Annotated in this window: 25 protein-coding genes; 11 read left to right on the top strand and 14 right to left on the bottom strand. The window is 60.7% G+C overall.

The features are described from left to right. Positions 1–15: 15 nt before the first annotated feature. Complete coding sequence (locus HJ536_RS08715; RefSeq protein ID WP_177157438.1) at positions 16–1,278, bottom strand: MFS transporter; 1,263 nt, start codon at positions 1,276–1,278, stop codon at positions 16–18. Between the two features lie 112 nt (positions 1,279–1,390). On the opposite strand from HJ536_RS08715, the gene thrS reads away from it, so the two are divergent. Together thrS and HJ536_RS08705 are read left to right on the top strand one after the other, a co-directional pair. Further along, on the top strand, positions 1,391–3,337 hold the full coding sequence (gene thrS / locus HJ536_RS08710; protein WP_176853500.1) for a threonine--tRNA ligase: 1,947 nt from the start codon (positions 1,391–1,393) through the stop codon (positions 3,335–3,337). Between the two features lie 91 nt (positions 3,338–3,428). Then, a complete protein-coding gene (locus HJ536_RS08705) occupies positions 3,429–3,839 on the top strand; it encodes a hypothetical protein (protein WP_176853501.1) in 411 nt (136 codons plus the stop codon). 8 nt (positions 3,840–3,847) lie between these two features. Here HJ536_RS08705 and HJ536_RS08700 read toward each other — a convergent pair whose 3' ends face one another. Beyond that, complete coding sequence (locus HJ536_RS08700) at positions 3,848–4,159, bottom strand: ArsC/Spx/MgsR family protein (protein WP_177157437.1); 312 nt, start codon at positions 4,157–4,159, stop codon at positions 3,848–3,850. A 207-nt stretch (positions 4,160–4,366) separates the two neighbouring features. Between HJ536_RS08700 and HJ536_RS08695 the strand changes: the two genes are divergently transcribed. Continuing rightward, entirely contained in the window at positions 4,367–4,573 is a 207-nt protein-coding gene (locus tag HJ536_RS08695; RefSeq protein ID WP_176853503.1) for a cold-shock protein, read from the top strand. An 82-nt stretch (positions 4,574–4,655) separates the two neighbouring features. Here HJ536_RS08695 and HJ536_RS08690 read toward each other — a convergent pair whose 3' ends face one another. The 3 genes from HJ536_RS08690 to HJ536_RS08680 form a co-directional block, all read right to left on the bottom strand. After that, on the bottom strand, positions 4,656–5,009 hold the full coding sequence (locus HJ536_RS08690) for a hypothetical protein (protein ID WP_177157436.1): 354 nt from the start codon (positions 5,007–5,009) through the stop codon (positions 4,656–4,658). Between the two features lie 139 nt (positions 5,010–5,148). Then, complete coding sequence (locus tag HJ536_RS08685) at positions 5,149–5,628, bottom strand: dihydrofolate reductase (protein WP_177157435.1); 480 nt, start codon at positions 5,626–5,628, stop codon at positions 5,149–5,151. After that, complete coding sequence (locus tag HJ536_RS08680; RefSeq protein WP_177157434.1) at positions 5,625–6,404, bottom strand: thymidylate synthase; 780 nt, start codon at positions 6,402–6,404, stop codon at positions 5,625–5,627. Before HJ536_RS08680 ends, HJ536_RS08685 begins: the two co-directional genes overlap by 4 nt. Before the next feature lie 126 nt (positions 6,405–6,530). Here HJ536_RS08680 and HJ536_RS08675 point away from each other — a divergent pair, with 126 nt between their 5' ends. Further along, positions 6,531–6,959 carry a VOC family protein gene (locus HJ536_RS08675; protein WP_177157433.1) on the top strand — a complete coding sequence of 143 codons (429 nt, stop codon included), beginning with the start codon at positions 6,531–6,533 and terminating at the stop codon, positions 6,957–6,959. 84 nt (positions 6,960–7,043) lie between these two features. On the opposite strand, the gene HJ536_RS08670 is transcribed toward HJ536_RS08675, so the two are convergent. The 3 genes from HJ536_RS08670 to HJ536_RS08660 all read right to left on the bottom strand — a co-directional run bounded on the left by HJ536_RS08670 (position 7,044) and on the right by HJ536_RS08660 (position 8,296). Then, positions 7,044–7,541 carry a MarR family winged helix-turn-helix transcriptional regulator gene (locus HJ536_RS08670; RefSeq protein WP_176853508.1) on the bottom strand — a complete coding sequence of 166 codons (498 nt, stop codon included), beginning with the start codon at positions 7,539–7,541 and terminating at the stop codon, positions 7,044–7,046. Positions 7,542–7,637: 96 nt separating this feature from the next. Further along, positions 7,638–7,865 carry a succinate dehydrogenase assembly factor 2 gene (locus HJ536_RS08665; protein WP_177157663.1) on the bottom strand — a complete coding sequence of 76 codons (228 nt, stop codon included), beginning with the start codon at positions 7,863–7,865 and terminating at the stop codon, positions 7,638–7,640. A gap of 41 nt (positions 7,866–7,906) precedes the next feature. Next, on the bottom strand, positions 7,907–8,296 hold the full coding sequence (locus HJ536_RS08660; protein WP_176853509.1) for a helix-turn-helix domain-containing protein: 390 nt from the start codon (positions 8,294–8,296) through the stop codon (positions 7,907–7,909). A gap of 88 nt (positions 8,297–8,384) precedes the next feature. On the opposite strand from HJ536_RS08660, the gene HJ536_RS08655 reads away from it, so the two are divergent. Further along, complete coding sequence (locus HJ536_RS08655; RefSeq protein WP_177157432.1) at positions 8,385–9,587, top strand: pyridoxal phosphate-dependent aminotransferase; 1,203 nt, start codon at positions 8,385–8,387, stop codon at positions 9,585–9,587. A 12-nt stretch (positions 9,588–9,599) separates the two neighbouring features. Beyond that, a complete protein-coding gene (locus HJ536_RS08650; RefSeq protein ID WP_177157431.1) occupies positions 9,600–10,034 on the top strand; it encodes a hypothetical protein in 435 nt (144 codons plus the stop codon). Between the two features lie 3 nt (positions 10,035–10,037). On the opposite strand, the gene HJ536_RS08645 is transcribed toward HJ536_RS08650, so the two are convergent. Next, positions 10,038–11,438 (bottom strand): MATE family efflux transporter, encoded by a 1,401-nt coding sequence (locus tag HJ536_RS08645; RefSeq protein ID WP_177157430.1) that lies wholly within the window; start codon positions 11,436–11,438, stop codon positions 10,038–10,040. Between the two features lie 96 nt (positions 11,439–11,534). Further along, the gene (ppk2, locus tag HJ536_RS08640) at positions 11,535–12,500 is read right to left on the bottom strand and encodes a polyphosphate kinase 2 (RefSeq protein ID WP_176853513.1); all 966 of its coding nucleotides are present in this window, start codon (positions 12,498–12,500) and stop codon (positions 11,535–11,537) included. 193 nt (positions 12,501–12,693) lie between these two features. Between ppk2 and HJ536_RS08635 the strand changes: the two genes are divergently transcribed. From HJ536_RS08635 to HJ536_RS08625, 3 genes are all read left to right on the top strand, one after another. Further along, a complete protein-coding gene (locus HJ536_RS08635; protein ID WP_228028678.1) occupies positions 12,694–13,122 on the top strand; it encodes an EamA family transporter in 429 nt (142 codons plus the stop codon). Between the two features lie 155 nt (positions 13,123–13,277). Beyond that, positions 13,278–15,236 (top strand): DNA topoisomerase IV subunit B, encoded by a 1,959-nt coding sequence (gene parE, locus HJ536_RS08630; RefSeq protein WP_177157428.1) that lies wholly within the window; start codon positions 13,278–13,280, stop codon positions 15,234–15,236. Beyond that, the gene (locus tag HJ536_RS08625; RefSeq protein WP_177157427.1) at positions 15,236–15,886 is read left to right on the top strand and encodes a hypothetical protein; all 651 of its coding nucleotides are present in this window, start codon (positions 15,236–15,238) and stop codon (positions 15,884–15,886) included. Before parE ends, HJ536_RS08625 begins: the two co-directional genes overlap by 1 nt. Positions 15,887–16,638: 752 nt before the next feature. Here HJ536_RS08625 and HJ536_RS08620 read toward each other — a convergent pair. The 4 genes from HJ536_RS08620 to proS all read right to left on the bottom strand — a co-directional run bounded on the left by HJ536_RS08620 (position 16,639) and on the right by proS (position 20,735). Continuing rightward, positions 16,639–17,313 carry an ABC transporter ATP-binding protein gene (locus HJ536_RS08620; protein WP_177157426.1) on the bottom strand — a complete coding sequence of 225 codons (675 nt, stop codon included), beginning with the start codon at positions 17,311–17,313 and terminating at the stop codon, positions 16,639–16,641. After that, complete coding sequence (locus tag HJ536_RS08615) at positions 17,306–18,592, bottom strand: lipoprotein-releasing ABC transporter permease subunit (protein ID WP_176853518.1); 1,287 nt, start codon at positions 18,590–18,592, stop codon at positions 17,306–17,308. The genes HJ536_RS08620 and HJ536_RS08615 overlap by 8 nt, the downstream gene beginning before the upstream one ends. A 54-nt stretch (positions 18,593–18,646) precedes the next feature. Continuing rightward, positions 18,647–19,147, bottom strand: a complete 501-nt coding sequence (locus tag HJ536_RS08610) for a DUF2937 family protein (RefSeq protein ID WP_177157425.1) — start codon at positions 19,145–19,147, stop codon at positions 18,647–18,649. A 232-nt stretch (positions 19,148–19,379) separates the two neighbouring features. After that, entirely contained in the window at positions 19,380–20,735 is a 1,356-nt protein-coding gene (gene proS, locus HJ536_RS08605; RefSeq protein ID WP_176853520.1) for a proline--tRNA ligase, read from the bottom strand. Between the two features lie 157 nt (positions 20,736–20,892). Between proS and HJ536_RS08600 the strand changes: the two genes are divergently transcribed. Both HJ536_RS08600 and HJ536_RS08595 read left to right on the top strand, forming a co-directional pair. Continuing rightward, positions 20,893–21,960, top strand: coding sequence for an AI-2E family transporter (locus HJ536_RS08600; protein ID WP_176853521.1), 1,068 nt, complete (start codon positions 20,893–20,895; stop codon positions 21,958–21,960). Between the two features lie 3 nt (positions 21,961–21,963). Next, entirely contained in the window at positions 21,964–22,641 is a 678-nt protein-coding gene (locus tag HJ536_RS08595) for a P-loop NTPase family protein (protein WP_177157424.1), read from the top strand. Positions 22,642–22,655 lie beyond the last annotated feature (14 nt).

Raw genomic sequence — 22,655 nt, 5'->3', positions numbered from 1 at the left:
CGCAAGAGGCGGCAACTACTCGACTTCGTCCAGGGTATAGGCCGCCACGGCCCCGCCTACAGACATCGCCCCGAACACCGCCAAAGCCGCCTGCGCCGAAATAAGCGACGCCAGCCCCCCACCGATCCCCGCGATCAGCAAAAGCGTCCCGATCACCGTATTGGCCAGCGCGGCATAGGCCGCTTTCTGGTCCTTGGGCGCCATATCCACCAGATAGGTGGACCGCCCCTGCCGCACCCCGTGATAGGCGATCATCAGGATGAACAGCACCGCAGGCATCACATAGGGCACCCCGCCATAGCCCGCCTGCGCCAGCCCGATCCCCGCGAACAGCGCCACCGCCGCGACGATCCCCGCCAGCATCAGCACCTTGCGGCTGGACCGGTCCGACATCCGCCCCCAGACATAGGAACTCAGCAAACTGGCCGCCGCGCTGGCCACGATCAGGGCGCCCAACTGGTCCAACTCGGCCCGCTCTGAAATCACCACCAGATAGGGCGGCGCCAGCGCCGTGCCGACCAACAGCCCCCGCGTGATGATAAAGCGCAAGAAATTGCGGTCCTCCCACAATAGGCTCAGCCGAGGCATCCCCCCGCGATCATCCGTCTCGCTCGGTTCCTCGTTCAGCGTGGCAAACAGGCCCGCCGCGCAAATCCACAGCACCGCCGCCAGACCGATCGCCCCGATCACCAAAGGCTGACTGCTACCCTGCCAGATCAGGATGCCCGCAAACACCAACACCGCCGCCGAACTGGCCGACCCCGCCGTGCCTGTCACAGCCCCCCGCCGCGATTTGCCGACGGTTTTGCCCAGAATTTCCTTGAAGCTCACAGAGCACGCCGCCCGCGACACCGCCAGCACCGCCAAGGCCGCACAGATCAGCCCACCGGCCAAGCCGCCCTCCATCGTCAGCGCGACCAAGGCGATCACCGCCGCCGCGCTCCCCTGCCCCAGACTGCCCACGACCCAAGCCCATTTCTTGTGCCGCAGACGCCCGACCCACGCCGCCAGACCCAATTGCGGCAGCAGCGCCCCTGCCTCGCGGATCGGGACCAGCATCCCCACCAGCACCGCAGGCGCGCCCAAGGCCTGCATCAGCCAGCTAAGCACCAGTTTGGGGTCGATCAGCCCGTCCGCCACCTTGGTCATGCTCAGGCTGGCGGTGTGGCGCAGGCCATTCGCCCCTTCGGCGCGGGCGGCCGTTTCGGACAGATCCGCCGCTGGACCGTCCGCCCCTGCCAGTGTCCGGAAGACACCCTCTGAAAATTCGTTTCGCATCAATCCTAAACCGCGCTTGACTAAAAACCTACAGGGGGTCACATAGCCCGCGAACCATAACCCGCAACCGGGCGTCCCGTAGGCGCCAAACCGACGAGGAGCATCAAGGCCCATGGCCCAGATTTCCCTGACCTTCCCCGATGGAAACTCTCGCGATTACGACGCAGGTGTCACGCCCGCGCAAGTCGCTGAATCGATCTCCAAGTCACTGCAGAAAAAAGCAATCAGCGCGACCGTCAATGGCGCGCACTGGGATATGCAGTGGCCTATCAATGAAAACGCACAGATCGCCATCCACACCATGCAGGATGACGAACAGGCTCTGGAACTGATCCGCCACGATCTGGCGCACATCATGGCCCGCGCCGTGCAGGAAATCTGGCCCGACGTCAAAGTCACCATCGGCCCCGTGCGCGACAACGGCTGGTTCTACGACTTTGACCGCGCCGAGCCCTTCACCCCCGAGGACCTTGGCCAGATCGAAGCCAAGATGAAGGACATCATCAACGCCCGTGACGACGTGAAAACCGAAGTCTGGGACCGCGAGCGCGCGATCAAGTACTACGAAGACCGCGGCGAGCCCTTCAAGATCGAGCTGATCAACCGCATCCCCGGCAACGAAGACCTGCGCATGTACTGGCACGGCGACTGGCAGGACCTTTGCCGCGGCCCGCACCTGCAAAGCACCGGTCAGGTTCCCGCAGATGCCTTCAAGCTGACCCACGTGGCCGGCGCCTACTGGCTGGGTGACAGCACCCGCCCGATGCTGCAGCGCATCTACGGCGTGGCGTTCAAGAACCGTCAGGACCTCAAGGCATGGGAAACCATGATGGAAGAGGCCGCCAAGCGCGATCACCGCAAGCTTGGCAAGGACATGGACCTGTTCCACCTGCAAGAAGAGGCCCCCGGCCAGATCTTCTGGCACCCGAACGGCTGGCGCATCTACACCACCCTGCAGGACTACATGCGTCGTCAGCAGGACCGCGATGGCTACGTCGAGGTGAACACCCCGCAGGTCGTGGACCGCAAGCTGTGGGAAAAATCCGGCCACTGGGAAAACTATCAGGAAAACATGTTCATCGTCGAAGTGGACGAAGACCATGCCCGCGAAAAGGCGATCAACGCCCTCAAACCCATGAACTGCCCCTGCCACGTGCAGGTGTTCAATCAGGGTCTGAAATCCTATCGCGACCTTCCCCTGCGCATGGCCGAGTTCGGCTCGTGCAACCGTTATGAACCCTCGGGCGCTCTGCACGGGATCATGCGCGTGCGCGGCTTTACTCAGGACGACGCGCACATCTTCTGCACCGACGACCAGATCGAATCGGAAACCAAGAAGTTCATCAAGTTCCTGTCGAAAATCTACGCGGACCTCGGCTTCGAAGGTTGGACCATCAAGCTGTCCACCCGCCCCGAAAAGCGGATCGGTTCCGATGAATCGTGGGATCGCGTCGAAGCGGCCTTGGGCAACGCCTGCCGCGCCGCCGGTCATGACTACGAGATCCAAGAAGGCGAAGGCGCGTTCTACGGCCCGAAACTGGAGTTCACCCTGACCGACGCGATCGGCCGTGAATGGCAGTGCGGCACCCTGCAGGTTGACCCCAACCTGCCGAACCGTCTGGACGCGAACTACATCGGTCAGGACGGCGCAAAACACCGCCCCGTCATGCTGCACCGCGCAGTTCTGGGCTCGTTCGAGCGTTTCATCGGCATCCTGATCGAGAACTCGGCAGGCAAACTGCCCTTCTGGCTGGCCCCGCGCCAAGTGGTCGTGGCGTCCATCGTGTCGGACGCGGACGGCTACGTACAGGAAGTGGTTGATGCGCTCAAAGCCAAAGGCGTCCGCGCCGAGGCCGACTTCCGCAACGAGAAGATCAACTACAAGGTCCGCGAGCACTCGCTCGGCAAGGTCCCTGTGATCATCGCGGTCGGCATGAAAGAAGTCGAAGAGCGCACCGTCTCGGTCCGCCGCTTGGGCGAAAAGCAAACCTCGATGGCCACCTTGGACGAGATCGTCGTCCAGCTGTCGGGCGAAGCTACCCCGCCGGACCTGAAGTAAGCTTCAAAACGTCAAAGGCCGCCCCACTCGGGCGGCCTTTTCGTTTAAACAACGATCCATTTCAATTCTATGAGTTTCTTTTGGAAATCCGATGCTCAGAAAACTATCGCATCAACTGGCCGGTGATCTCGGTGAGCAACTTGCACTCGCAAAGTTCATTTCCCTGGGGTTCGCTGCATATATCAGCCCCCCTGGTGCTCCTGGCCATGACTTAATGATCGCAACACCTGACGGAGCAAAATCCATCGAGGTCAAAACGCGGCAATATCTCAGTCGGCCAAGTGAAATTGGGCGGTGGCCTGTCGACATGCGCACAAAGGGAGATGCAGACTACTTTCTCTTTGTAGAATTGAACCTGAGCACTTTGGCGCCAACCTTCTATTTGCTGACGAACTCCCAAGCCCATGAGATCCACAAGGACTATAATGGAACGGGAAACTGCCCGCCCCATTTGGTCAGAGAGACTTCAGTCGCAAATGACTTCAGCGCATTGTCGCGTTGAAGTTGGAATTAAGCCAGTTCTGCCTGCACATCCTTGGTCCAACCCAGCCACATCTGGCCGTCCCGTGTAATCAGCGGGCGCTTCATCAGGGTCGGATGCTCTGCCAGCAGCTCGAGCGCAGGGCGGGCACGCTCTGCCTCGTCCAATCCGCGCCATGTGGTGCTGGATTTGTTCACCAGCTTGTCACCGAACACGTCGTAGGCTGCGGACAGCACTTCGGCGGGCACGCCATCCTTGCGGACGTCGATGTAGTTCGCATCCGGCAATGCCTTGGCCGCCTTCCGGCAGGTGTCACAGGTCTTGAGGCCATAGAGGTTCATCACGTTCTCCTGTTTTTTGGCCACTGTCGTGATTGTGAGTCTGATTACAACTGTGTTTTGCTTGATTTTTACAGTAGTCATGCAACGCTGGAGTTGTGACCACCTCGAAGCAGCCGAAACCTCGGAGCGAGTCGTTTGACTGTCGCGTGGAACGTTACGCAAAGGCCCTGCGCAGGCAGGAAAGACGACTAGAAGGAGTAAGGGGCAATGCCCACAGGAACCGTCAAGTGGTTCAACACCACCAAAGGATATGGCTTCATCGCACCTGATGGGGGCGGCAAAGACGTATTCGTACACATCTCTGCAGTAGAGCGGTCGGGGCTGACCGGTCTGGCTGACAACCAGAAAGTGGGTTACGAACTGAAAGAAGGCCGTGACGGCCGTCAGATGGCCAGCGACCTCACGCTGATCTGATCTTTTCAGGCATGGCATTGCCACCCGAAGAATTTTAGCCGAGGCGTCGTTTCGCCTCGGTTTTGTTTTTTGTAGCGGGCGCTTAACTGGCGGGGGTCGCCAGACGCACGCAGTTTTTCGACAGCTGGACCTGACGGATGGTGGCCACCTGCCCCTTGTGCAGGGCGACCTCTTCGTGGGCGTCGCCGGTGAATTTCGACACCGGAATAAAGGCCAGTCCGACCCCAACCGCATCCGCCGCCACGGCCTTGTTCTGGCGCTTTTCGGCGTCGGCCAGTTTGGTGGCGGCCTCGTCGTATTGGGCGGTCAGTTGCGGGCAGGTCAGCTGGGTGTAGGCGTCTGCCAGAACGGGCGTCGGCTCGATCTTGGCGGGCGGGGTCGCACAGGCGGCCAGCAGGCTCAGAGGGATCAGAAGGGCGGAAATCTGTTTGGGCATGGTCAACTCATGGATGAATGGTGGATGGGGCACCGATGGGCCAATCGTGACAGGCGATATGCAAACGGGCGGCCATTTGGTGGGCCGCCCGCAATTTATTGGGTATTTTTGCCAAGATGAAAAGGCTGATGGTTGCGCCCTATCCCCGACGCAACAGTTCGCGCACGGCGCAGCGGGGCGCCTCGGTCCTCAGGAGGGTCGTGCCGATCAGCCGCCAATCGTCCGCGGACACTTCGGGGAAGAACGTGTCAGGGTCGGTGACCTCGGTGTCCACCTCGGTGATCAGCAGGCGGTCGGCGTGGGCCAGCATCTCGCGGTAGATGCCCGCGCCACCGATGCCGTAGACGCGGCGGTGGCCCGCAGCGTGGGCCATATCGAGCGCGTCCTTGACCGATGTGGCGGTGTGTTCTGCGCTGACCTCTTGCGAGGTCACGACGATGTTCAGCCGGTTTTTCAAGGGCTTGAACGGCAGGCTTTCCCACGTGTTGCGGCCCATGATGACCGCAGCGCCATTAGTTTCGCGCTGAAAGAACTTCAGATCCTCGGGGGCTTCCCACGGGATGGTGTTGTCCTTGCCAATGGCGCCGTTTTTGTCGCGGGCAACGATCAGAGTAATCATACGGCCACCGGTGCTTTGATTGCGGGATCAGGGTCATAGCCGACGACTTCGAAATCCTCGAATTTGAAGTCGAACAGCGAGGTCACATCGCGGGCGATGTTCAGCTGCGGCAGCGCCTTGGGCGTGCGAGAGAGCTGCAATTTCACCTGCTCCATGTGGTTGGAATAGATATGCGCGTCGCCGATGGTGTGAACGAAATCACCGGCCTCGTAGCCCGTGACATGGGCCAGCATCTTCAGCAGCATCGCATAAGACGCGATGTTGAACGGCACCCCAAGGAACATGTCCGCCGAGCGCTGGTAGAGTTGCAGGTGCATTTTGCGGCCAATCACGCGGACCTGCCACATGGTGTGGCACGGGGGCAGCGCCATGTTCGGTACGTCCACGGGGTTCCACGCGGACACGATCAGGCGGCGGCTGTCGGGGCTGGTTTTGATCATCTGAACCAGGTTCTCGATCTGGTCCACACCGCCGAAATCGCGCCACTGCTTGCCATAGACCGGGCCCAGATCGCCCTGTTCGTCCGCCCATTCGTCCCAGATCGAAACACCATTGTCCTTCAGGTACTTGATGTTCGTATCGCCCGCCAGAAACCACAGAAGTTCATGGATAATCGACTTCAGGTGCAGCTTCTTTGTAGTGACCAAGGGAAACCCGTCGGCCAGCGAATAGCGCTGCTGCATCCCGAAATAGCTGATGGTTCCGGTGCCGGTGCGGTCCGACGATTCCTCGCCCTGATCCAGAATGGTCTGCAGGGCCTCAAGATACTGGCGCACGGGGGCCTCCCATTTCGCTGCGTGTTTGCGGTGTGTTGTATCGGCGCAAATCGGGAAATGCCAGTTAAGGCTTTGATCCCGGCTGCCCCCACCCTACGTTAGCGCCCAAAGACATCAGGAGTTATTATGGCTGTCCGTTATTTGCACACCATGGTCCGCGTTCTGGATCTGGAAAAAACCATGGCGTTCTTTGCCCTGCTCGGGCTGAAAGAGACCCGCCGCATCGACAATGAAAAAGGCCGCTTCAGCCTTGTTTTCATGGCTCCCGAGGGGCAAGAGGAATGCCCCGTCGAGCTGACCTATAACTGGGATGGCGACGAAGGGCTCCCTTCGGACAGCCGCCATTTCGGGCATCTGGCCTACCGCGTGCCCAATATCTACGAGATGTGCCAGCACCTGATGGACAACGGCGTCACCATCAACCGTCCGCCCCGTGACGGGCACATGGCCTTTGTCCGCTCGCCCGACAATGTGTCCATCGAGCTGCTCCAAGAGGGCGACGCCCTGCCCCCCGCCGAGCCGTGGGTCAGCATGGAAAACACCGGCCATTGGTAACAAAGGAAAAGGGCCTCGGGGAAATCCCCGAAGTCCTTTTCCATTTGGCAGACAAAACATCCCCCCGGCGTTTGTCGGTCGATTTCAGTAGATGTAGCGGATCTGGTCGGTCCAGTACCGTTCCACGCGCTTCAGCGCGCCCGCGATGGTGTCCACACCGTCCATGTCCAGCACGGCCTTGGTTTGCAGACCGTCCGCATGGCGCAAGAACAGGTCCGACACCACATCGCGCACATTACGCCCCCGCTCTGTCAGACGCACCCGCACCGAGCGGCGATCCATCGCGCAGCGTTCGTGGTGCATGTAGCCCATGTCCACCAGCTTTTTCAGGTTATAGCTGACGTTGCTGCCCTGATAATATCCGCGGGATTTGAGTTCGCCCGCCGTGACCTCGTGTTCGCCGATATTGAACAGCAACAGGCCCTGAACGGCGTTGATTTCCAGAACGCCCACACGCTCGAACTCGTCCTTGATGACGTCCAACAGCAGGCGATGAAGGCGCTCCACCAGCGACAGGGTGTCCAGGTAGCGCGCCATGAAGTTCTGATCGGCCGTACGGGCCGGAGGCGAGTGCATAACCATCGATTTCAGTCTCCGCAGTATTTTCTTCAAAACGGAGACTGAAGGGATAATGCCGAATATTCGGTTAAATGCCCAAGAAGATGGCTAAAATCTGCCTTATTTTGTGAACTGGGTCAGACCGCGCGCGATGTCGGTCACCAGATCCAGATACCGGGCGGGGGTTGCCCCCTGTCCGCTGACCCACTGATACAGGTCGTGGTCGTTCTCCTCGAGCAGGTCCTCATAGAGGTCCAGCTCGTCCGCCGACATCTCGGTCAGGCGGCGATCGGCATAGCCTTTCAGGATCAGATCCATTTCCTTGATCCCCCGATAGTTGGAGCGCATGATCAGGCGCTTCAGTCGGGTTTCGTGGGTCTCGGTCTGGGTCACTGTTCGATCTCCTTCAGGGTCAAACGCAGCTTTTTCTCAAGGCGGGCCAGCCGTTCGGCCCCTTGGGTCATCTGCGTCTTCAGGTCCCGCATCTCGGCCAGAATGTCGTTGATGGCCGTGGGGACGTTGCTTTCCTCTACGGGGCCTTCTACGCCATCCCCCTCGCCATTCAAGAGCCACATGATGGATACGTTCAGCAAACCCGCCATCATCTGCAATTTGTTGGCGCGCGGCTCTTTGGTGTCTTCTTCCCAGCCCTGCAAGGTGCCCAGTTTGATCCCCAACCGTTTGGCCAGCTGGATCTGGCTCATGCCTGCCTTTTCACGGGCGGCGGCGACGCGATCGCCAAAAGTTGCGGCTTCGGGGCTATACCAGTTGTCTGCCATCAGACTCCCTTTCTCGGATGTGTCTTGATTGGTCATCGCGCCAAGACTAGGACAAGCGGAACCGCTTTTCAAATGACCGAGGTTAATGATGTCCTTTCTGTCGAACGCCCTGGCGCGCGTGAAACCTTCTCCGACCCTCGCCGTCACACAAAAAGCACGGGAACTGGCCGCACAGGGGCGCGACGTCATCGGACTTGGCGCCGGAGAGCCCGACTTTGACACCCCGCAGAACATCAAGGACGCAGCAAAAGCGGCGATTGATGCGGGAAAAACGAAGTACACCGCCCCCGATGGCATCCCCGAACTGAAGCAGGCCATCTGCGCCAAGTTCGCCCGCGACAACAATCTGGGCTACACGCCCGCGCAGGTCATCGTCGGCACCGGCGGCAAGCAGGTTCTGTATAACGCCCTGATGGCGACCCTGAATCCGGGCGACGAGGTGGTGATTCCCGCTCCCTACTGGGTCAGCTACCCCGACATGGTGCGTCTGGCGGGCGGCACCCCCGTCACCATCGAATGCGGCATTGAAAACGGCTTCAAACTGACGCCAGAACAACTGGACGCCGCCATCACCCCGAACACCAAGTGGTTCATCTTCAACTCGCCCTCGAACCCCACCGGCGCGGGCTACACCCATGACGAGCTGAAGGCCCTGACCGACGTGCTGCTGCGCCACCCCCATGTCTGGGTGATGTCCGACGACATGTACGAGCACCTTGTCTTCGACGATTACACCTTCTGCACCCCTGCGCAGGTGGAACCCCAGCTTTATGATCGCACCCTGACCGTGAACGGCGTGTCGAAGGCTTATGCCATGACCGGCTGGCGCATCGGCTATGCCGCTGGCCCCGAGATCGTGATCAACGCCATGCGCAAGATCCAGGGCCAGTCCACCACGAACCCCTGCTCGATCAGCCAGTACGCCGCGCTAGAGGCCCTGAACGGCCCGCAGGACTTCATCGCCCCGAACAACGAGATGTTCAAACGTCGCCGCGATCTGGTTGTGGCCGGCCTGAACGCCGCTCAGGGCATCACCTGCCCCGTTCCCGATGGGGCGTTCTACGTCTATCCGAACATCGCGGGCTGCATCGGCAAAACCACCGCAGCGGGCACCAAGATCGAGAATGACGAGGATTTCGCCACCGCTCTGCTCGAGGAAGAGAACGTTGCGGTTGTGTTTGGTGCAGCCTTCGGGTTGTCTCCGAACTTCCGGATCAGTTACGCTACCTCCGACGAGGCGCTGGCCGAAGCCTGCACCCGTATCCAGCGTTTCTGCGCCACCCTGAAGTAAGAGCGATTATCCATGTCCACCGAACTGCCCCCCTATTTCTTTCGGATTCGTGAAAACGGGGCTTTCGTGTTTCGCGTGGACACGGAAAACCGGATGCGCCGGATCGAGATGGACCAGATCGCCGCTGTGAACATCCGCAACGGCGAAATCAAACCTCACGGCGATCGCGACCTGACCCCCGAGGATCTGGCCGCCATCGCCGACTGGATGCGCGAGCGGAACGAAACTCTGGCACAACGCCAGATCGACGACATCCTGCGCACGGTGGATCACCTGAACCTGACCGCACATTGGGCCCAGACCAAGGCCACCGACGAGCAGCTCGAACAAATCTCGGACTCGCTGCTATTGGCCATGCACGACCTGCGCAGCGTCCTGACCCGCAAGAAAGCCGACCGTCTGCTGGCCTCCCAAGGCGGCGCGGCCGCAGACGACAGCGACGACTGATCCTCAGGCCGCTTCGGTGGCCTCAAGGGGCAGCGCGGCCTCTTCTTCGCGGATGCGCGGCAGACTGAACAGCCAGAACCGCCCCATCAGCAGCACCGCCGCGCTGGCCAGCCCCAGCACCAAGCCCATCCACACGCCCTGCGCGCCCCAGCCCATCTGCATGCTCAGCAGCAGGCCCATCGGCGCGCCCACAATCCAATAGCTGAAGCCCGCGAACCACATCGGTTTCGTGGTGTCCTGCAATCCGCGCAACAGGCCAATCGCCAGCACCTGCGTGGCGTCCACAAATTGGAACAGCGCCGCCATCCCCATCAGGGTCACCCCCACGGTCAGGATGGCCTGAATCTGGACCTCGTCCTCGCGCATGAACAGCATGATCAGCTCTTCGGGGTAGATCAGCATCGCCAGCACGGCCACCACGGACACGCAGAACGACAGGCTCATCGCTGCAATCGCCGCCCGCTTCAGGTTGGCGCTGTCCTTGCGGCCAAAGGACGTCCCCGCCCGCACGGTCGCCGCATTCGACAGCCCCATGTGGATCATAAACGTCGCCGTCGCCACCTGCAGCACGATCCCGTGCGCGGCCAAGGGCACCGCCCCCAACCAGCCCATCACCACCGCCGCAAAAGCGAACAAAGCCACCTCGCTCAGCGCCGTAAAACCAATCGGCACACCCAGCTTGAACACGGTCAGGAACACATCCCAATCGGGCCGCCACATCCGCTGGAACAGAGCGTGCTGGGGCAGAACCACCCGCGCATACCACACGCACCCGATCAGCGACACGACCTGCACCAGAACCGAGGCCACAGCCGCCCCGCGCACGCCCATCTCGGGCGCGCCCCAGTGGCCGAATATCAGCGCATAGTTCACCACCGCATTGGTGAGCGCCGCCGCCACCGTGATCCACAAAACCACCGCCGTGCGCTCCAGCGCGGCCAGATAGCTTTTCATGACGTTCACGAAAAGGCCTGGCAGAATGCCCCAGCCCGCGATCCGCAGATAATCCTGCGCCAGCGCCGCTAGGTCAGGCTCCTGCCCGATCGCCACCAGAATGGGCTTCGACCAGATCAGCGCAGGCAAACAAGCCAGCCCGAACAGGGTGCTCAGCCACAGACCCATCCGCGTCTGCCGCCGCACCGCCACATCGTCCCCCTCGGCCTGAGAGGCCGCCACCAGCGGCATCACCGCCCACGCAAACCCCGACCCGAAAATGAATAGCGTCATCATCAGGGACGTGGCCAGCACCACAGCCGCCAGTTCCTCGACCCCGTAGCGCCCGACCATCAGCGTATCGGTCGCCCACACGGCAAACTGTGCCAGATGCCCCCCGATCAAGGGCAAGCCCAGCAGCAAAGTGGCCCGGAAATGGGTGGAATACGGAAGTGCAGGATTTTTGATCATATGGTCGGAATAGAGCGCCCCACCCCATCGGGCAAGGGATTTCCCCTGCCCGACCGCACACCCTTTCTTGCGTTTTTACAGGGGCGTTATTCCGCCTTACCCGTCCTCGGCCACCCGCCGGTGATCGGGATGCAAGGCCGTGCCCAGAATATGCTCGGACCGGTGGATCACATGACTGGCCCCGCCCACGATCAAGGGATCGGGCGCCTTGACGATCTTCCGGTCTTTGTCCGGATAATCGATGGTGCTCAGGAAGTGGCGCATACAGTTGATCCGTGCGCGCTTCTTGTCGTCGGATTTCACGATCGTCCAAGGCGCATCGGCCGTGTCCGTGTAAAAGAACATTGCCTCCTTGGCCTCGGTATAGTCGTCCCACTTGTCCAGACTGGCCTTGTCGATGGGTGACAGTTTCCACCGCTTCAACGGGTCCGTCTCGCGCTGCTTGAACCGGCGGCGCTGCTCTTCTTGCGTGACCGAGAACCAGTATTTGTAGAGCCGGATCCCCGATCGCACCAGCATCCGCTCCAGATCGGGGGCCTGCCGCATGAACTCCAGATAGTCGTTGGGCTCGCAGAACCCCATAACCCGCTCGACGCCCGCACGGTTGTACCAACTGCGGTCATAGAACACCATTTCCCCCACGGTCGGCAGCTCGCGCACATAGCGCTGGAAATACCACTGTCCCTGCTCCTCCCACGTGGGCTTGTTCAAGGCCACAACGCGGGCCGCCCTCGGGTTCAGATGCTCCATAAAGCGTTTGATCGTGCCGCCCTTGCCCGCGGCATCGCGCCCCTCGAACAGCACCACGAACCGCTGGCCGGTCTCTTGGGCCCACAGCTGCACCTTCAGCAGTTCTGCCTGCAATTTGGCCTTCTCGTGCTCATAGGACACCCGCGACATCTTGGTGTCATAGGGGTACTCGCCGGTCTCAAAGGCCCGCCGCACCTCCTCGGTTGTCGCCACATGAGGCCGCCGCACCACCGGGGCCACCGGCTCGGACACCACATCCACCGGCGCCACCTCGGCCGAAGTTTCAACAATATCGATCTGGCTCTCGGTCATGCGGCTCTCCTTTTTTGGTTCGGACAAATCCTGAACCCGCAGGGCACCGCACACCTTGCGCTACGTCAAAGAGCGCGGCCCATTCTAACACGACCACCCGTGCAAAAATGCAGCGCCCCGCAATTCGGCCCCCTCTGGCCCCCATTTGCGGAAACCGCCTGCCCTGCGCCCCAGAAATGTAAGTTTCAGGGTCATGGTTTCCCGACCCTTGGCCCTTTGCATAACAAACCCGTCATGGGGTCGTGCTAGGGTATCCCCATCAATCACAAGCAATTTCAGGCCTCCTATGACCATGTTCTGGGGATATTTCCTGTGTGCGATGGCGACCTGCGTCATCATCGCCGGAGATTACTATTTCAAACTCGCCATCGAAGACGGCGACACGCTTCTGTCCGGCAGGGCCCTCCTCGGCGTCGCCCTTTACGCCGCGTCCGCCGCGCTGTGGTTCGCCTCCATGCGCTTCATCACCCTTGCCCAAGTGGGCGTGGCGGCCTCGATCTTTACACTGCTGGCACTGACCGCCCTCGGCCACGTCTTCTTTCAGGAAAAGATCGCCCACCGCGACGTCATCGGCATCAGCCTCGCCATCGGTGCGGTGCTCGTCATGGCCCGCGCCGTCTGACCCTGCCGCCTCATTCTTTCTGCTTTGCCTAAATACTCACGGCACCACGCCTCGGCCTGTGGTCCCTATCCATTTCCCCGTGCGCCCTCCGCTTGCAGCAGACCCACAAGCTGCTGTATCTCTAGCCCCCAAAGCTACCAAAGAAAGCGAGCAGCATGGCCGACGATCTTCTCAACGGGACCGAAGCGGAAACCTATGACGCCTCCTCCATCGAGGTTCTCGAAGGTCTGGAGCCCGTGCGCAAGCGCCCCGGCATGTATATCGGCGGCACCGACGAACGCGCGCTGCACCACATGGTGGCTGAAATCCTCGACAACTCGATGGACGAAGCGGTGGCCGGTCACGCCAACCGCATCGAAGTCGAGCTGCACCAGGACTTCTCGATCACCGTCCGCGACAACGGCCGCGGCATCCCGATCGACCCCCACCCCAAATTCCCGGGCAAATCCGCGCTCGAGGTCATCCTCTGCACCCTCCACGCGGGCGGCAAATTCTCGAACAAGGCCTACTCGACCTCCGGCGGTCTGAACGGCGTGGGCTCGTCCGTGGTGAACGCCCTCTCGGACCTGATGGTCGTGCAGGTCGCCAAAAACAAAGAGCTTTACGAACAGCGTTTCTCGCGCGGCGTCCCCCAAGGGCCTGTCGCCAAAATCGGCGCCGCCCCCAACCGCCGCGGCACCACCGTGACCTTCCACGCGGACCCCGAAATCTTTGGCTCGCTCAAACTCAAACCCGCCCGCCTCTTCAAGATGGTCCGCTCCAAGGCCTACCTCTTTTCGGGCGTCGAAATCCGCTGGAAATCCGCTGTCAACGACGGCGAGACCCCGACCGAATCCACCTTCCACTTCCCCAACGGCCTCTCGGACTTCCTGAACGAGACCCTGACCAACGCCTCCACCTACGCCGACCGCCCCTTCGCGGGCAAAGTCTCCTTCGTCGAGAAATTCAACGTCCCCGGCTCTGTGGAATGGGCGATCAACTGGACCCCCAGCCGCGACGGCTTCATCCAGTCCTACACCAACACCGTTCCCACCCCCGAGGGCGGCACCCACGAAACCGGCTTCTGGGCCGCGATCCTCAAGGGCATCCGCGCCTACGGCGAACTGGTGAACAACAAAAAAGCCGCCCAAATCACCCGCGAAGACCTGACCACCGGCGGCTGCGCCCTCCTGTCGATCTTCATCCGCGAACCCTCCTTCGTCGGCCAGACCAAAGACCGCCTCTCCACCGAGGAAGCCGCCAAATGGGTGGAAAACTCGGTCCGCGACCACTTCGACAACTGGCTCGCCGCTGACACCAAATCCGCGGGCGCCATCCTCGACTACCTCGTCCTGCGCGCCGAAGAACGTCTCCGCCGCCGTCAGGAAAAGGAAACCGCCCGCAAAACCGCCACCAAGAAACTCCGCCTCCCCGGCAAGCTGGTGGACTGCTCCGCCTCGAACCGCGAAGGCACCGAACTCTTTCTGGTCGAGGGCGACTCGGCAGGCGGCTCGGCCAAAATGGCCCGCGACCGCAAGACCCAGGCCCTCCTGCCCCTGCGCGGTAAAATCCTGAACGTCCTTGGCGCCGCCAGCTCCAAACTGGGCTCCAACCAGGAAATCAACGACCTGTCCCAAGCCCTCGGCGTCGGCCTCGGCTCGCGTTTCCGCGTGGACGACCTGCGCTACGACAAAGTCATCATCATGACCGATGCGGACGTGGACGGCGCGCACATCGCCGCCCTCCTGATGACCTTCTTCTTCACCCAGATGCGCCCGATGATCGACCACGGCCACCTCTATCTGGCCTGCCCGCCCCTCTACCGCCTGACCCAAGGCGCCAAGCGCGTCTACTGTCAGGACGAGGTCGAGCGCGACATGTGGCTGAAGAAAGGCCTCGGCGGCCGCGGCAAGATCGACGTCAGCCGCTTCAAAGGCCTAGGCGAGATGGACGCCAAAGACCTCAAGGACACCACCATGAACCCCGCGACGCGCCAACTGATCCGCGTGTCGATCGACGAGGACACCCCCGGCGAAACCGGCGATCTGGTCGAGCGCCTCATGGGCAAAAAGCCCGAACTGCGCTTTGAATACATTCAGGAGAACGCCAAGTTCGTCGAGGATGTGGATGTTTGATGCTACCGTTATTTCTTGATCACAGCGATTTAAAGTCTGCTAGGAAAGCACTCCTGCTTTCTTCTTTCCTCACCCTTTCATTGAGTTTTATTTCTATAAAAGGGGAAGGGCTGGAGCTTTTAGGGATCACCATTAGTTTCTCTAGCGAAGACCCCTTTGGCTTAGCGATACTCATAACACTTTACTTTCTCATAATTTTTGTCTGCTTTTCCTTCTTAAGAATTTTCGACGACTTTAAGCTTTTTATTTCCCAAAGAAGTAAGAACATTAAGGAAATTTCTGCAGCAGCCATGCGCGAAATTGATGTACGTGAGGGTGTATACGGAAACCCAGACAGACATCCTGAAGAGGATCCTTGGTGGCGTGATCACGCAAAGCTCGTCGCCAAACTAGACAGGAATGAAAGACTAATAGATGCTTCCAGAAATTTTTCTGCGTATCTCCTTTCTTTCCTTGTGGAAATAGCAATACCCGTCTCGTTTGCGGTGTTAGTGATATTTGCACCAAATAAAGCACACAACTTAATTCCGCCTTATAGCTTTCACGCAGACGCAGACGCAGACGCAGACGCAGACGCAGACGCAGACGCAGACGCAGACGCAGACGCAGACGCAGACGCTAATTCGCCGTTGCAGCCCGTCAATCAATAAGGTCGCGCCCGTACCCGAGGGAGGGCGCAAATGCGCCCGCCCTGGGGGGCGGGTCGGGCGCAGCGTTCGGGCAGGCCCGAACGCAGGGTTTGACCACCGCACTCAGCGCCCCACAGGCATCAAGCCACCTCAGTGCAAACCCCAAGCCGCGGCCACCCACACCACCCCCACCATTCTTCTTTGTAAAAATACTCACATCCCACCACCTGCCACCGCAGCGCGGCCAGCCGAACGCGGCCCCCTCCCCCAAGGGAACAAAATCCCCCAAAGGTCCGGCCACACCCCCACCCCACACCACCCCTGCTTCTTTTTGCAAAAAATACTCATCGGCCCGCCGCCAACCACGGGGCGCAGGGCTCCCCCTGTCAGCACCCCCCGCCGCACCGTCCGCAAATTTCAGCAAATAACGTCAGGCCCCAACGTCATGACGTAAGCCATACGTCAACCAGACGCCTTCCAGACCCAACATTTCTGCAACCCTCCCCACCAATGGATGCGAAATTCGCAACCTGCAAAAAAATACCCAAGGCCGAAGCCCTGGGTGTAAGGTCGAGTTCTGGAGGCGAAACACACCGTGTTTCGCAAGACTGCCACCGCCACCACTACCGGGATAGAATGTGGTATCCGGCGATTGCTTTCCTGATTTAGGTGTACCAATCCGAACTACAAGCCGCCACGTCTCGAAGGGCCAAAACAAACTCTCTTTGGACGCCCCACCTACCCGTCAGGATATGCGCGCCCAGAGCACCTTCTCAAACCAGCAGCCCATCCCGCAACGTCACCACCCGATCCATTTTCCCTGCCAAATCAGGGTTATGAGTGGCAATCAGCGCCGCCAGACCCGTGGTCCGCACCAGCTCCATCAACGCAGCAAAAACGCGATCACTCGTTGCAGGATCAAGGTTCCCCGTCGGCTCGTCCGCCAAGAGCACCCTCGGCCCGTTCGCCAGTGCACGCGCAATCGCCACCCGCTGCTGCTCGCCCCCCGACAGGGCCGCAGGACGGTGCGTCATCCGCCCGCCCAGCCCCATATGCCCCAAGAGTTCCTCAGCCCGCTGAGTGGCCTCCTTGGCGTTCACACCATTGGCCAGCTGCGGCAGCACCACATTCTCGATAGCAGTAAATTCCGGCAGCAAATGATGGAACTGGTACACAAACCCCAGATCATCCCGCCGCACCACCGTCCGCCGCCGATCGCTCTCACCGGTGACATCCTGCCCCCCGATCAGAACCTGCCCCGCGTCCGGCGTATCCAAAAGCCCCGCTATATGCAAAAGAGTAGACTTCCCGGCCCCCGACGGCGCCACCAAAGCCACAACCTCTCCCGCCTCCAAAATCAGCTCCGCCCCCCGCAAAACGGCCACTTCGCCGGGTTCGCCGCGTTTGTAGACCTTCTCGATCCCCCGCAATTCCAATGCCTTACTCATAGCGCAGCGCCTCCACAGGGTTCATCCGCGCCGCTCGGCGGGCCGGAAAGATCGTCACAACAAAACTCAGCCCCAAGGACAGGAACACGGCACTCAGCACATCCGCCAGCTCCAGCTTGGCCGGCAGGTTATACAGGCCACGGATTTGAGGATCCCATACCCCACCGCCCGCAATGTAGTTGACCAGTGAAAAGATGGGGTCGATGTAGATGGCAAACAGGCATCCCAGCACAACGCCCATCAGCGTCCCCAGCACGCCCGTAAACGCCCCACACAGGAAGAATACGCGCAGGACAGCGCCCTCGGTCAGGCCCATGGTGCGCAGGATCCCGATATCGCGACCCTTGTTCTTGACCAGCATGATCAGGCCGCTGGTGATGTTCATCGAGGCAATCAGCACGAGGATCGATAGGATCACAAACATCACGTTGTCCTCGACCTCGAGCGCGCGCAGGAAGGCACCGCTGGCGTCGCGCCATGTCCAGACCATCGCGCGATCACCGGCCGCTTTGAAGACCGGCAGCACCATGTCCTCGACCTTGTCGGGATCGTCCAGCATGACCTCGATCTCGTCGGCGGTGCCGGTCGAGTTGAAGTAAGCCTGCGCCTCGGCAAAGGGCAGATAGGCGCGGGTGCGGTCCACGTCGTAACGGCCTGCGGTAAAGATATAGACGACCTCATAGGCCTTGACCCGCGGGCTGGTGCCGAACGCGGTTTTCACGCCGTTGGGGGAAATCAGCTGCACCTTGTCGCCAACGAAAACCCCCAGTTCACGGGCCACGCCGGAGCCGATGGCAATGCCATTGTCGAAGTTTTCAAGGCTGCCCATGGCCTCTTCGGGGGTCGCGATCCGGGGGATGCTTTTCAGGTCATCCAGGGTGATGCCAAAAACCTCGACCCCGGCATTGCGGCTGTTGGCGCTGGCCATCACCTGCCCTTTGACCAAGGGCGAGGCGTGGCTGACACCGGGCACAGCGGCGATGCGCGCGGCCATCTCGGTGTAGTCGCTGATCTTGCGGCTGGCGGCCGCATTCGCCGAAAATTCCAGATCCTGATAGACGGTCAGGTGCGCATTCGCTCCCAGAATGGTGTCCACGAACTCTTCGCGGAAACCGGACCGTACGGCCAGCGTTGCGATCAGCGCGAACACCGCCAGCGTGATCCCGACCAGCGAAATCCAGGTCATCACACTGACCCCGCCCTCGGCACGTTTGGCACGCAAATAGCGCCAGGCAATCATGAATTCGAACGGGGCAAAGGGCGGTGTTGTTTTGGCCATCGGGCTTCCTCGACTGTCGGGCGTAGATGCGCAAATCACACCCCCGGGGTCAAGTCACGCGGCCGTGGGTTTGTTCCGTCTGCGTCCGGGCCGGAAAAGTTTCGCCACCGTCTTCATGACGCCGTACCCCGCCCCGAACCCGAAAAGAGCAAAGAACAGCCCCTCGAAGGTCAGCGGTAGCGCCGGTTGGAAATCATCCCAAGTGCCCTGCAGGATTTGCGGGTCTTGCAGGTGCTCGATCTCGTAGAAACGGGTAAAGGGGCCGCCCGAACGCAAAGCGGTATAAGCGTTCAAAAGCTCCTCGTAGCGCAGGATGGTCCGGCGCAAGTCCGCCTGTCTGCGCTGCAAAAAGGGAGAGCCGTTCATCTCGTCCAGCGCCTTGTGGCGGCTCAGGCCGACGGCGGCGGCGGAATGGTCGAAATCAGAGACGACCTGCTCTAGCGCATCAACAGCGCCGCCAAGTCGCTGCAGATACTGCTGCGAGAATTCGGGGAATTGCGATAGCCCCGCCCCCGTAAGCAAACTGACACTGACAACCACGACCCTGAGAAACATTTGCCTTGCCGACAACCTCTAGTTGGCGGGCAGGAATAGCGGATCGCGAAATGAAAAGCGATATTTGTCGCGCCAAAACCGTCCCGATCCACGCGGCAGATCAGCACATTCGCTGCAGAAAAGGACAATTTCCTGCCAGTCGCCCGCCCCAACTGGTCAGTTGATTCGCGCAACCAAAGAAAAAGGGCCCCGACCGGTTGGTCGAGGCCCCTGATCAATGCGCCAGTACCGCTTACAGACCCTTAGGGTGCGGGTGCTTGGCGTAGATTTCCTTGATGCGGGCGATGGTGTCTTCCATCGACAACTCGACGCTTTCGCCGGTGCGGCGGCAGGTCAGTTCCAGCACGCCTTTCTCCAGACCGCGGGGGCCAACCGTCACGCGCCAGGGCAGACCGATCAGGTCCATGGTCGCGAACTTTGCACCTGCGCGGTCTTTGCGGTCGTCATACAGGGGCTCGAAACCTTCGGCCTCGAGCGCGGCATAGAGCTGCTCACAGGCGCCGTCGGTCGCTTCGTCGCCCTGCTTGAGGTTCACGATACCCACGTGGAAGGGGGTCACGCCCTCGGGCCAGATGATGCCGTTGTCGTCGTGGTTCGCTTCGATGATCGCCCCTAGCAGACGGCTGACGCCGATGCCGTGGCTGCCCATGTGAACCGGAACCTTGTTGCCTTCGGCGTCCTGCACGGTGGCGTTCATCGCGTCCGAATACTTGGTGCCGAAATAGAAGATCTGGCCAACCTCGATCCCCCGAGCCACACGGCGGCGCTCTTCGGGAACTTCGTTAAAGATCGCCTCGTCGTGGGTTTCGTCGGTGCGGGCGTAGCGGCTGGTGAACTCTTCCAGCACGGCCTGACACTGGGCCTTGTCCGCGAAATCGATCTCGCGGTCGCCAAAGGTCAGATCGGTGATTTCCGAATCGTAGAACACTTCGGATTCGCCGGTGTCCGCCAGCACGAGGAATTCATGGGTGTCGTCGCCGCCGATCGGGCCGGAATCGGCGCGCATCGGGATCGCCTGCAGGCCCATACGCTCATACGTGCGCAGGTAGCTGACGAGGTGACGGTTATAGGCGTGCAGCGCGTCCTCTTTGGTGAGGTCGAAGTTGTAGCCGTCTTTCATGTAGAATTCGCGGCCACGCATCACGCCGAAACGGGGGCGGATTTCGTCGCGGAATTTCCACTGGATTTGATAGAGGGTTAGCGGCAGGTCTTTGTAGCTGCGCACGTAGCTGCGGAAGATGTCGGTGAACAGTTCCTCGGCAGTCGGCGAGAACAGCATGTCACGCTCGTGACGGTCCTGCATCCGCAGCATTTCCTGACCGTAGCCGTCATAGCGGCCGGACTCGCGCCACAGGTCTGCCGATTGCAGGGTCGGCATCTGCATGGGGATGTGGCCGGCTTTGATCTGCTCGTCGTGGACGATGTTTTCGATCTTGCGCAGGACTTTGAAGCCCAGCGGCAGCCAGGCGTAGATACCGGCGCTGGTTTGCTTGATCATACCGGCCCGCAGCATCAGTCGGTGGCTGACGATCTGCGCGTCGGCAGGTGTCTCCTTGAGAACGGGCAGGAAGTAGCGGGACAGGCGCATGGAACCCTCGGATCAGTGATTACGTTTGGCAGCGGTTTAAAGCGCAACCGCCCCCTTGAAAACAGCTAAGTCGGGGCTTTGCTGGCAAAGGGGCGCCGCGCTTGCATAATGAGGCCCGTTCAGCGACAACCAAACTGACCTATCCGGAGGATTGCCCATGTCCCTACCTGCACAACAACAGGCGAAATACTGGGGAATCGCCGCCGCGGTGTTCTTCATCACGCTCTGGTATCTGGGAAATACCCTGCTGCCCTTCTTTGTGGGCGCCGCAGTGGCCTATTTTCTGGACCCTGTCGCAGACTGGCTCGAGGCGCACGGCCTCAGCCGCGTGATGGCGACGGTGGTGATTACCCTCTGTGCGGTGCTGGTGTTCGTGGTGGCCGCGCTGATCATCGTGCCGACCATGGCCGAACAGGCGGTGAACCTGTTCAAGACCGCTCCCGACATCATGGAAAAGCTGAAAACCAGCTTGACCAGCCGCTTCCCCGAGATGGTGGCCTCTGGCAGCCCGGTGCATAACGCGCTGACTTCGGCCGGTCAGACCATTCAGGAAAAGGGCGGCGAACTGCTCCAAGGGGTGCTGTCCTCGGCCGCGTCCCTGCTGAACATCGCGATGTTCTTTGTGGTGGTGCCGGTGGTGTCTTTCTACCTGCTGCTGGACTGGGACAACATGATCGCCAAGATTGACGAGCTGCTGCCCCGCGACCACGCCCCTGTCATCCGCAAGATTTTCGGCGATATTGATGCCACTTTGGCCAGCTTTGTGCGCGGTCAGGGTACCGTCTGTCTGATCCTTGGCACCTATTACGCGGTGTCGCTGATGATCGTGGGGCTGAACTTTGGCCTCGTCGTCGGGTTCATCGCGGGACTGGTTAGCTTTATCCCCTATGTGGGCGCGATTGTGGGCGGCGTGCTGTCCATCGGTCTGGCGCTGTTCCAGTTCTGGGGCGACTGGTGGATGATTGCCGCAGTCTTTGCCGTGTTCCAGGTCGGCCAGATTCTGGAAGGCAACGTCCTGACCCCAATGCTCATTGGCAATTCGGTCGGTCTGCATCCGGTCTGGCTGATCCTGGCCTTGTCGGTCTTTGGATCGATTTTCGGTTTCATCGGCCTTCTGGTTGCTGTACCGCTGGCGGCCTCTCTGGGGGTTGTGATCCGTTACATCGCCTCGCAATACAAAGACAGCCGGCTGTACAAAGGCCTGACCGGCAGGGACGCACCGTAAACCATGGCACGCCAGCTAAGCTTTGATCTGCCTGTACGACCTGCCTTGGGCCGCGAGGATTTCTTTGTCTCGCCGGGCAACGCAATGGCCGTGGCGCTGCTGGATGGCTGGCGCAATTGGGCGGGCGGCAAGCTGGTGCTCTATGGCCCCGAGGGCGCGGGCAAAACCCATCTGGCCCATGTGTGGGCGGGCAGCACCCACGCGACGATTCTGAACGCCGCCGATCTGGAGGGGGCCGACATCCCCGCGCTGGCCAAAAACCACGTCGCGATCGAGGATATCTCTGCCATCGCGGGCAACCGTCCGCTGGAAGAGACGATGTTCCACCTGCACAATCTGGTGCTGGCCGAAGGCAACCGCCTGCTGCTGACCGATGTGCGCCCCGCTCAGGTCTGGGGGCTGACCCTGCCCGATCTGCAAAGCCGGATGCAGGGGGCCCAGTCCATCGGTCTCAAGGCCCCAGATGACGCGCTACTATCGGCGGTTCTGACCAAGCTGTTCGCGGATCGCCAACTGTTTCCCAGTCCGGACACGATCTCTTACCTCCTGCGGCACATGGACCGATCGTTCTCGAGCGCGATCAAAGTCGTTGCAGCCATTGATAAAACTGGCCTCGAACAGAGCCGCGCAGTGAACCGAAAGCTTGCTTCCGAGGTGCTAGACAAGCTACGAAGTGCCTAAAATTCCATCCGTTG

It is taken from the genome of Donghicola mangrovi (assembly GCF_013377535.1).
GTDB classification, from domain to species: domain Bacteria; phylum Pseudomonadota; class Alphaproteobacteria; order Rhodobacterales; family Rhodobacteraceae; genus Donghicola; species Donghicola mangrovi.
This window is presented reverse-complemented; position numbering and strand designations above follow the sequence as displayed.

Bases quoted from the DNA above. Each gene is read 5' to 3' on its own strand.
- HJ536_RS08715 (WP_177157438.1), bottom strand. From the start codon at position 1,278: ATGCGAAACGAATTTTCAGAGGGTGTCTTCCGGACACTGGCAGGGGCG.
- thrS (WP_176853500.1), top strand. From the start codon at position 1,391: ATGGCCCAGATTTCCCTGACCTTCCCCGATGGAAACTCTCGCGATTAC.
- HJ536_RS08705 (WP_176853501.1), top strand. From the start codon at position 3,429: ATGCTCAGAAAACTATCGCATCAACTGGCCGGTGATCTCGGTGAGCAA.
- HJ536_RS08700 (WP_177157437.1), bottom strand. From the start codon at position 4,159: ATGAACCTCTATGGCCTCAAGACCTGTGACACCTGCCGGAAGGCGGCC.
- HJ536_RS08695 (WP_176853503.1), top strand. From the start codon at position 4,367: ATGCCCACAGGAACCGTCAAGTGGTTCAACACCACCAAAGGATATGGC.
- HJ536_RS08690 (WP_177157436.1), bottom strand. From the start codon at position 5,009: ATGCCCAAACAGATTTCCGCCCTTCTGATCCCTCTGAGCCTGCTGGCC.
- HJ536_RS08685 (WP_177157435.1), bottom strand. From the start codon at position 5,628: ATGATTACTCTGATCGTTGCCCGCGACAAAAACGGCGCCATTGGCAAG.
- HJ536_RS08675 (WP_177157433.1), top strand. From the start codon at position 6,531: ATGGCTGTCCGTTATTTGCACACCATGGTCCGCGTTCTGGATCTGGAA.
- HJ536_RS08670 (WP_176853508.1), bottom strand. From the start codon at position 7,541: ATGGTTATGCACTCGCCTCCGGCCCGTACGGCCGATCAGAACTTCATG.
- HJ536_RS08665 (WP_177157663.1), bottom strand. From the start codon at position 7,865: ATGCGCTCCAACTATCGGGGGATCAAGGAAATGGATCTGATCCTGAAA.
- HJ536_RS08660 (WP_176853509.1), bottom strand. From the start codon at position 8,296: ATGGCAGACAACTGGTATAGCCCCGAAGCCGCAACTTTTGGCGATCGC.
- HJ536_RS08655 (WP_177157432.1), top strand. From the start codon at position 8,385: ATGTCCTTTCTGTCGAACGCCCTGGCGCGCGTGAAACCTTCTCCGACC.
- HJ536_RS08650 (WP_177157431.1), top strand. From the start codon at position 9,600: ATGTCCACCGAACTGCCCCCCTATTTCTTTCGGATTCGTGAAAACGGG.
- HJ536_RS08645 (WP_177157430.1), bottom strand. From the start codon at position 11,438: ATGATCAAAAATCCTGCACTTCCGTATTCCACCCATTTCCGGGCCACT.
- ppk2 (WP_176853513.1), bottom strand. From the start codon at position 12,500: ATGACCGAGAGCCAGATCGATATTGTTGAAACTTCGGCCGAGGTGGCG.
- HJ536_RS08635 (WP_228028678.1), top strand. From the start codon at position 12,694: ATGGTTTCCCGACCCTTGGCCCTTTGCATAACAAACCCGTCATGGGGT.
- parE (WP_177157428.1), top strand. From the start codon at position 13,278: ATGGCCGACGATCTTCTCAACGGGACCGAAGCGGAAACCTATGACGCC.
- HJ536_RS08625 (WP_177157427.1), top strand. From the start codon at position 15,236: ATGCTACCGTTATTTCTTGATCACAGCGATTTAAAGTCTGCTAGGAAA.
- HJ536_RS08620 (WP_177157426.1), bottom strand. From the start codon at position 17,313: ATGAGTAAGGCATTGGAATTGCGGGGGATCGAGAAGGTCTACAAACGC.
- HJ536_RS08615 (WP_176853518.1), bottom strand. From the start codon at position 18,592: ATGGCCAAAACAACACCGCCCTTTGCCCCGTTCGAATTCATGATTGCC.
- HJ536_RS08610 (WP_177157425.1), bottom strand. From the start codon at position 19,147: ATGTTTCTCAGGGTCGTGGTTGTCAGTGTCAGTTTGCTTACGGGGGCG.
- proS (WP_176853520.1), bottom strand. From the start codon at position 20,735: ATGCGCCTGTCCCGCTACTTCCTGCCCGTTCTCAAGGAGACACCTGCC.
- HJ536_RS08600 (WP_176853521.1), top strand. From the start codon at position 20,893: ATGTCCCTACCTGCACAACAACAGGCGAAATACTGGGGAATCGCCGCC.
- HJ536_RS08595 (WP_177157424.1), top strand. From the start codon at position 21,964: ATGGCACGCCAGCTAAGCTTTGATCTGCCTGTACGACCTGCCTTGGGC.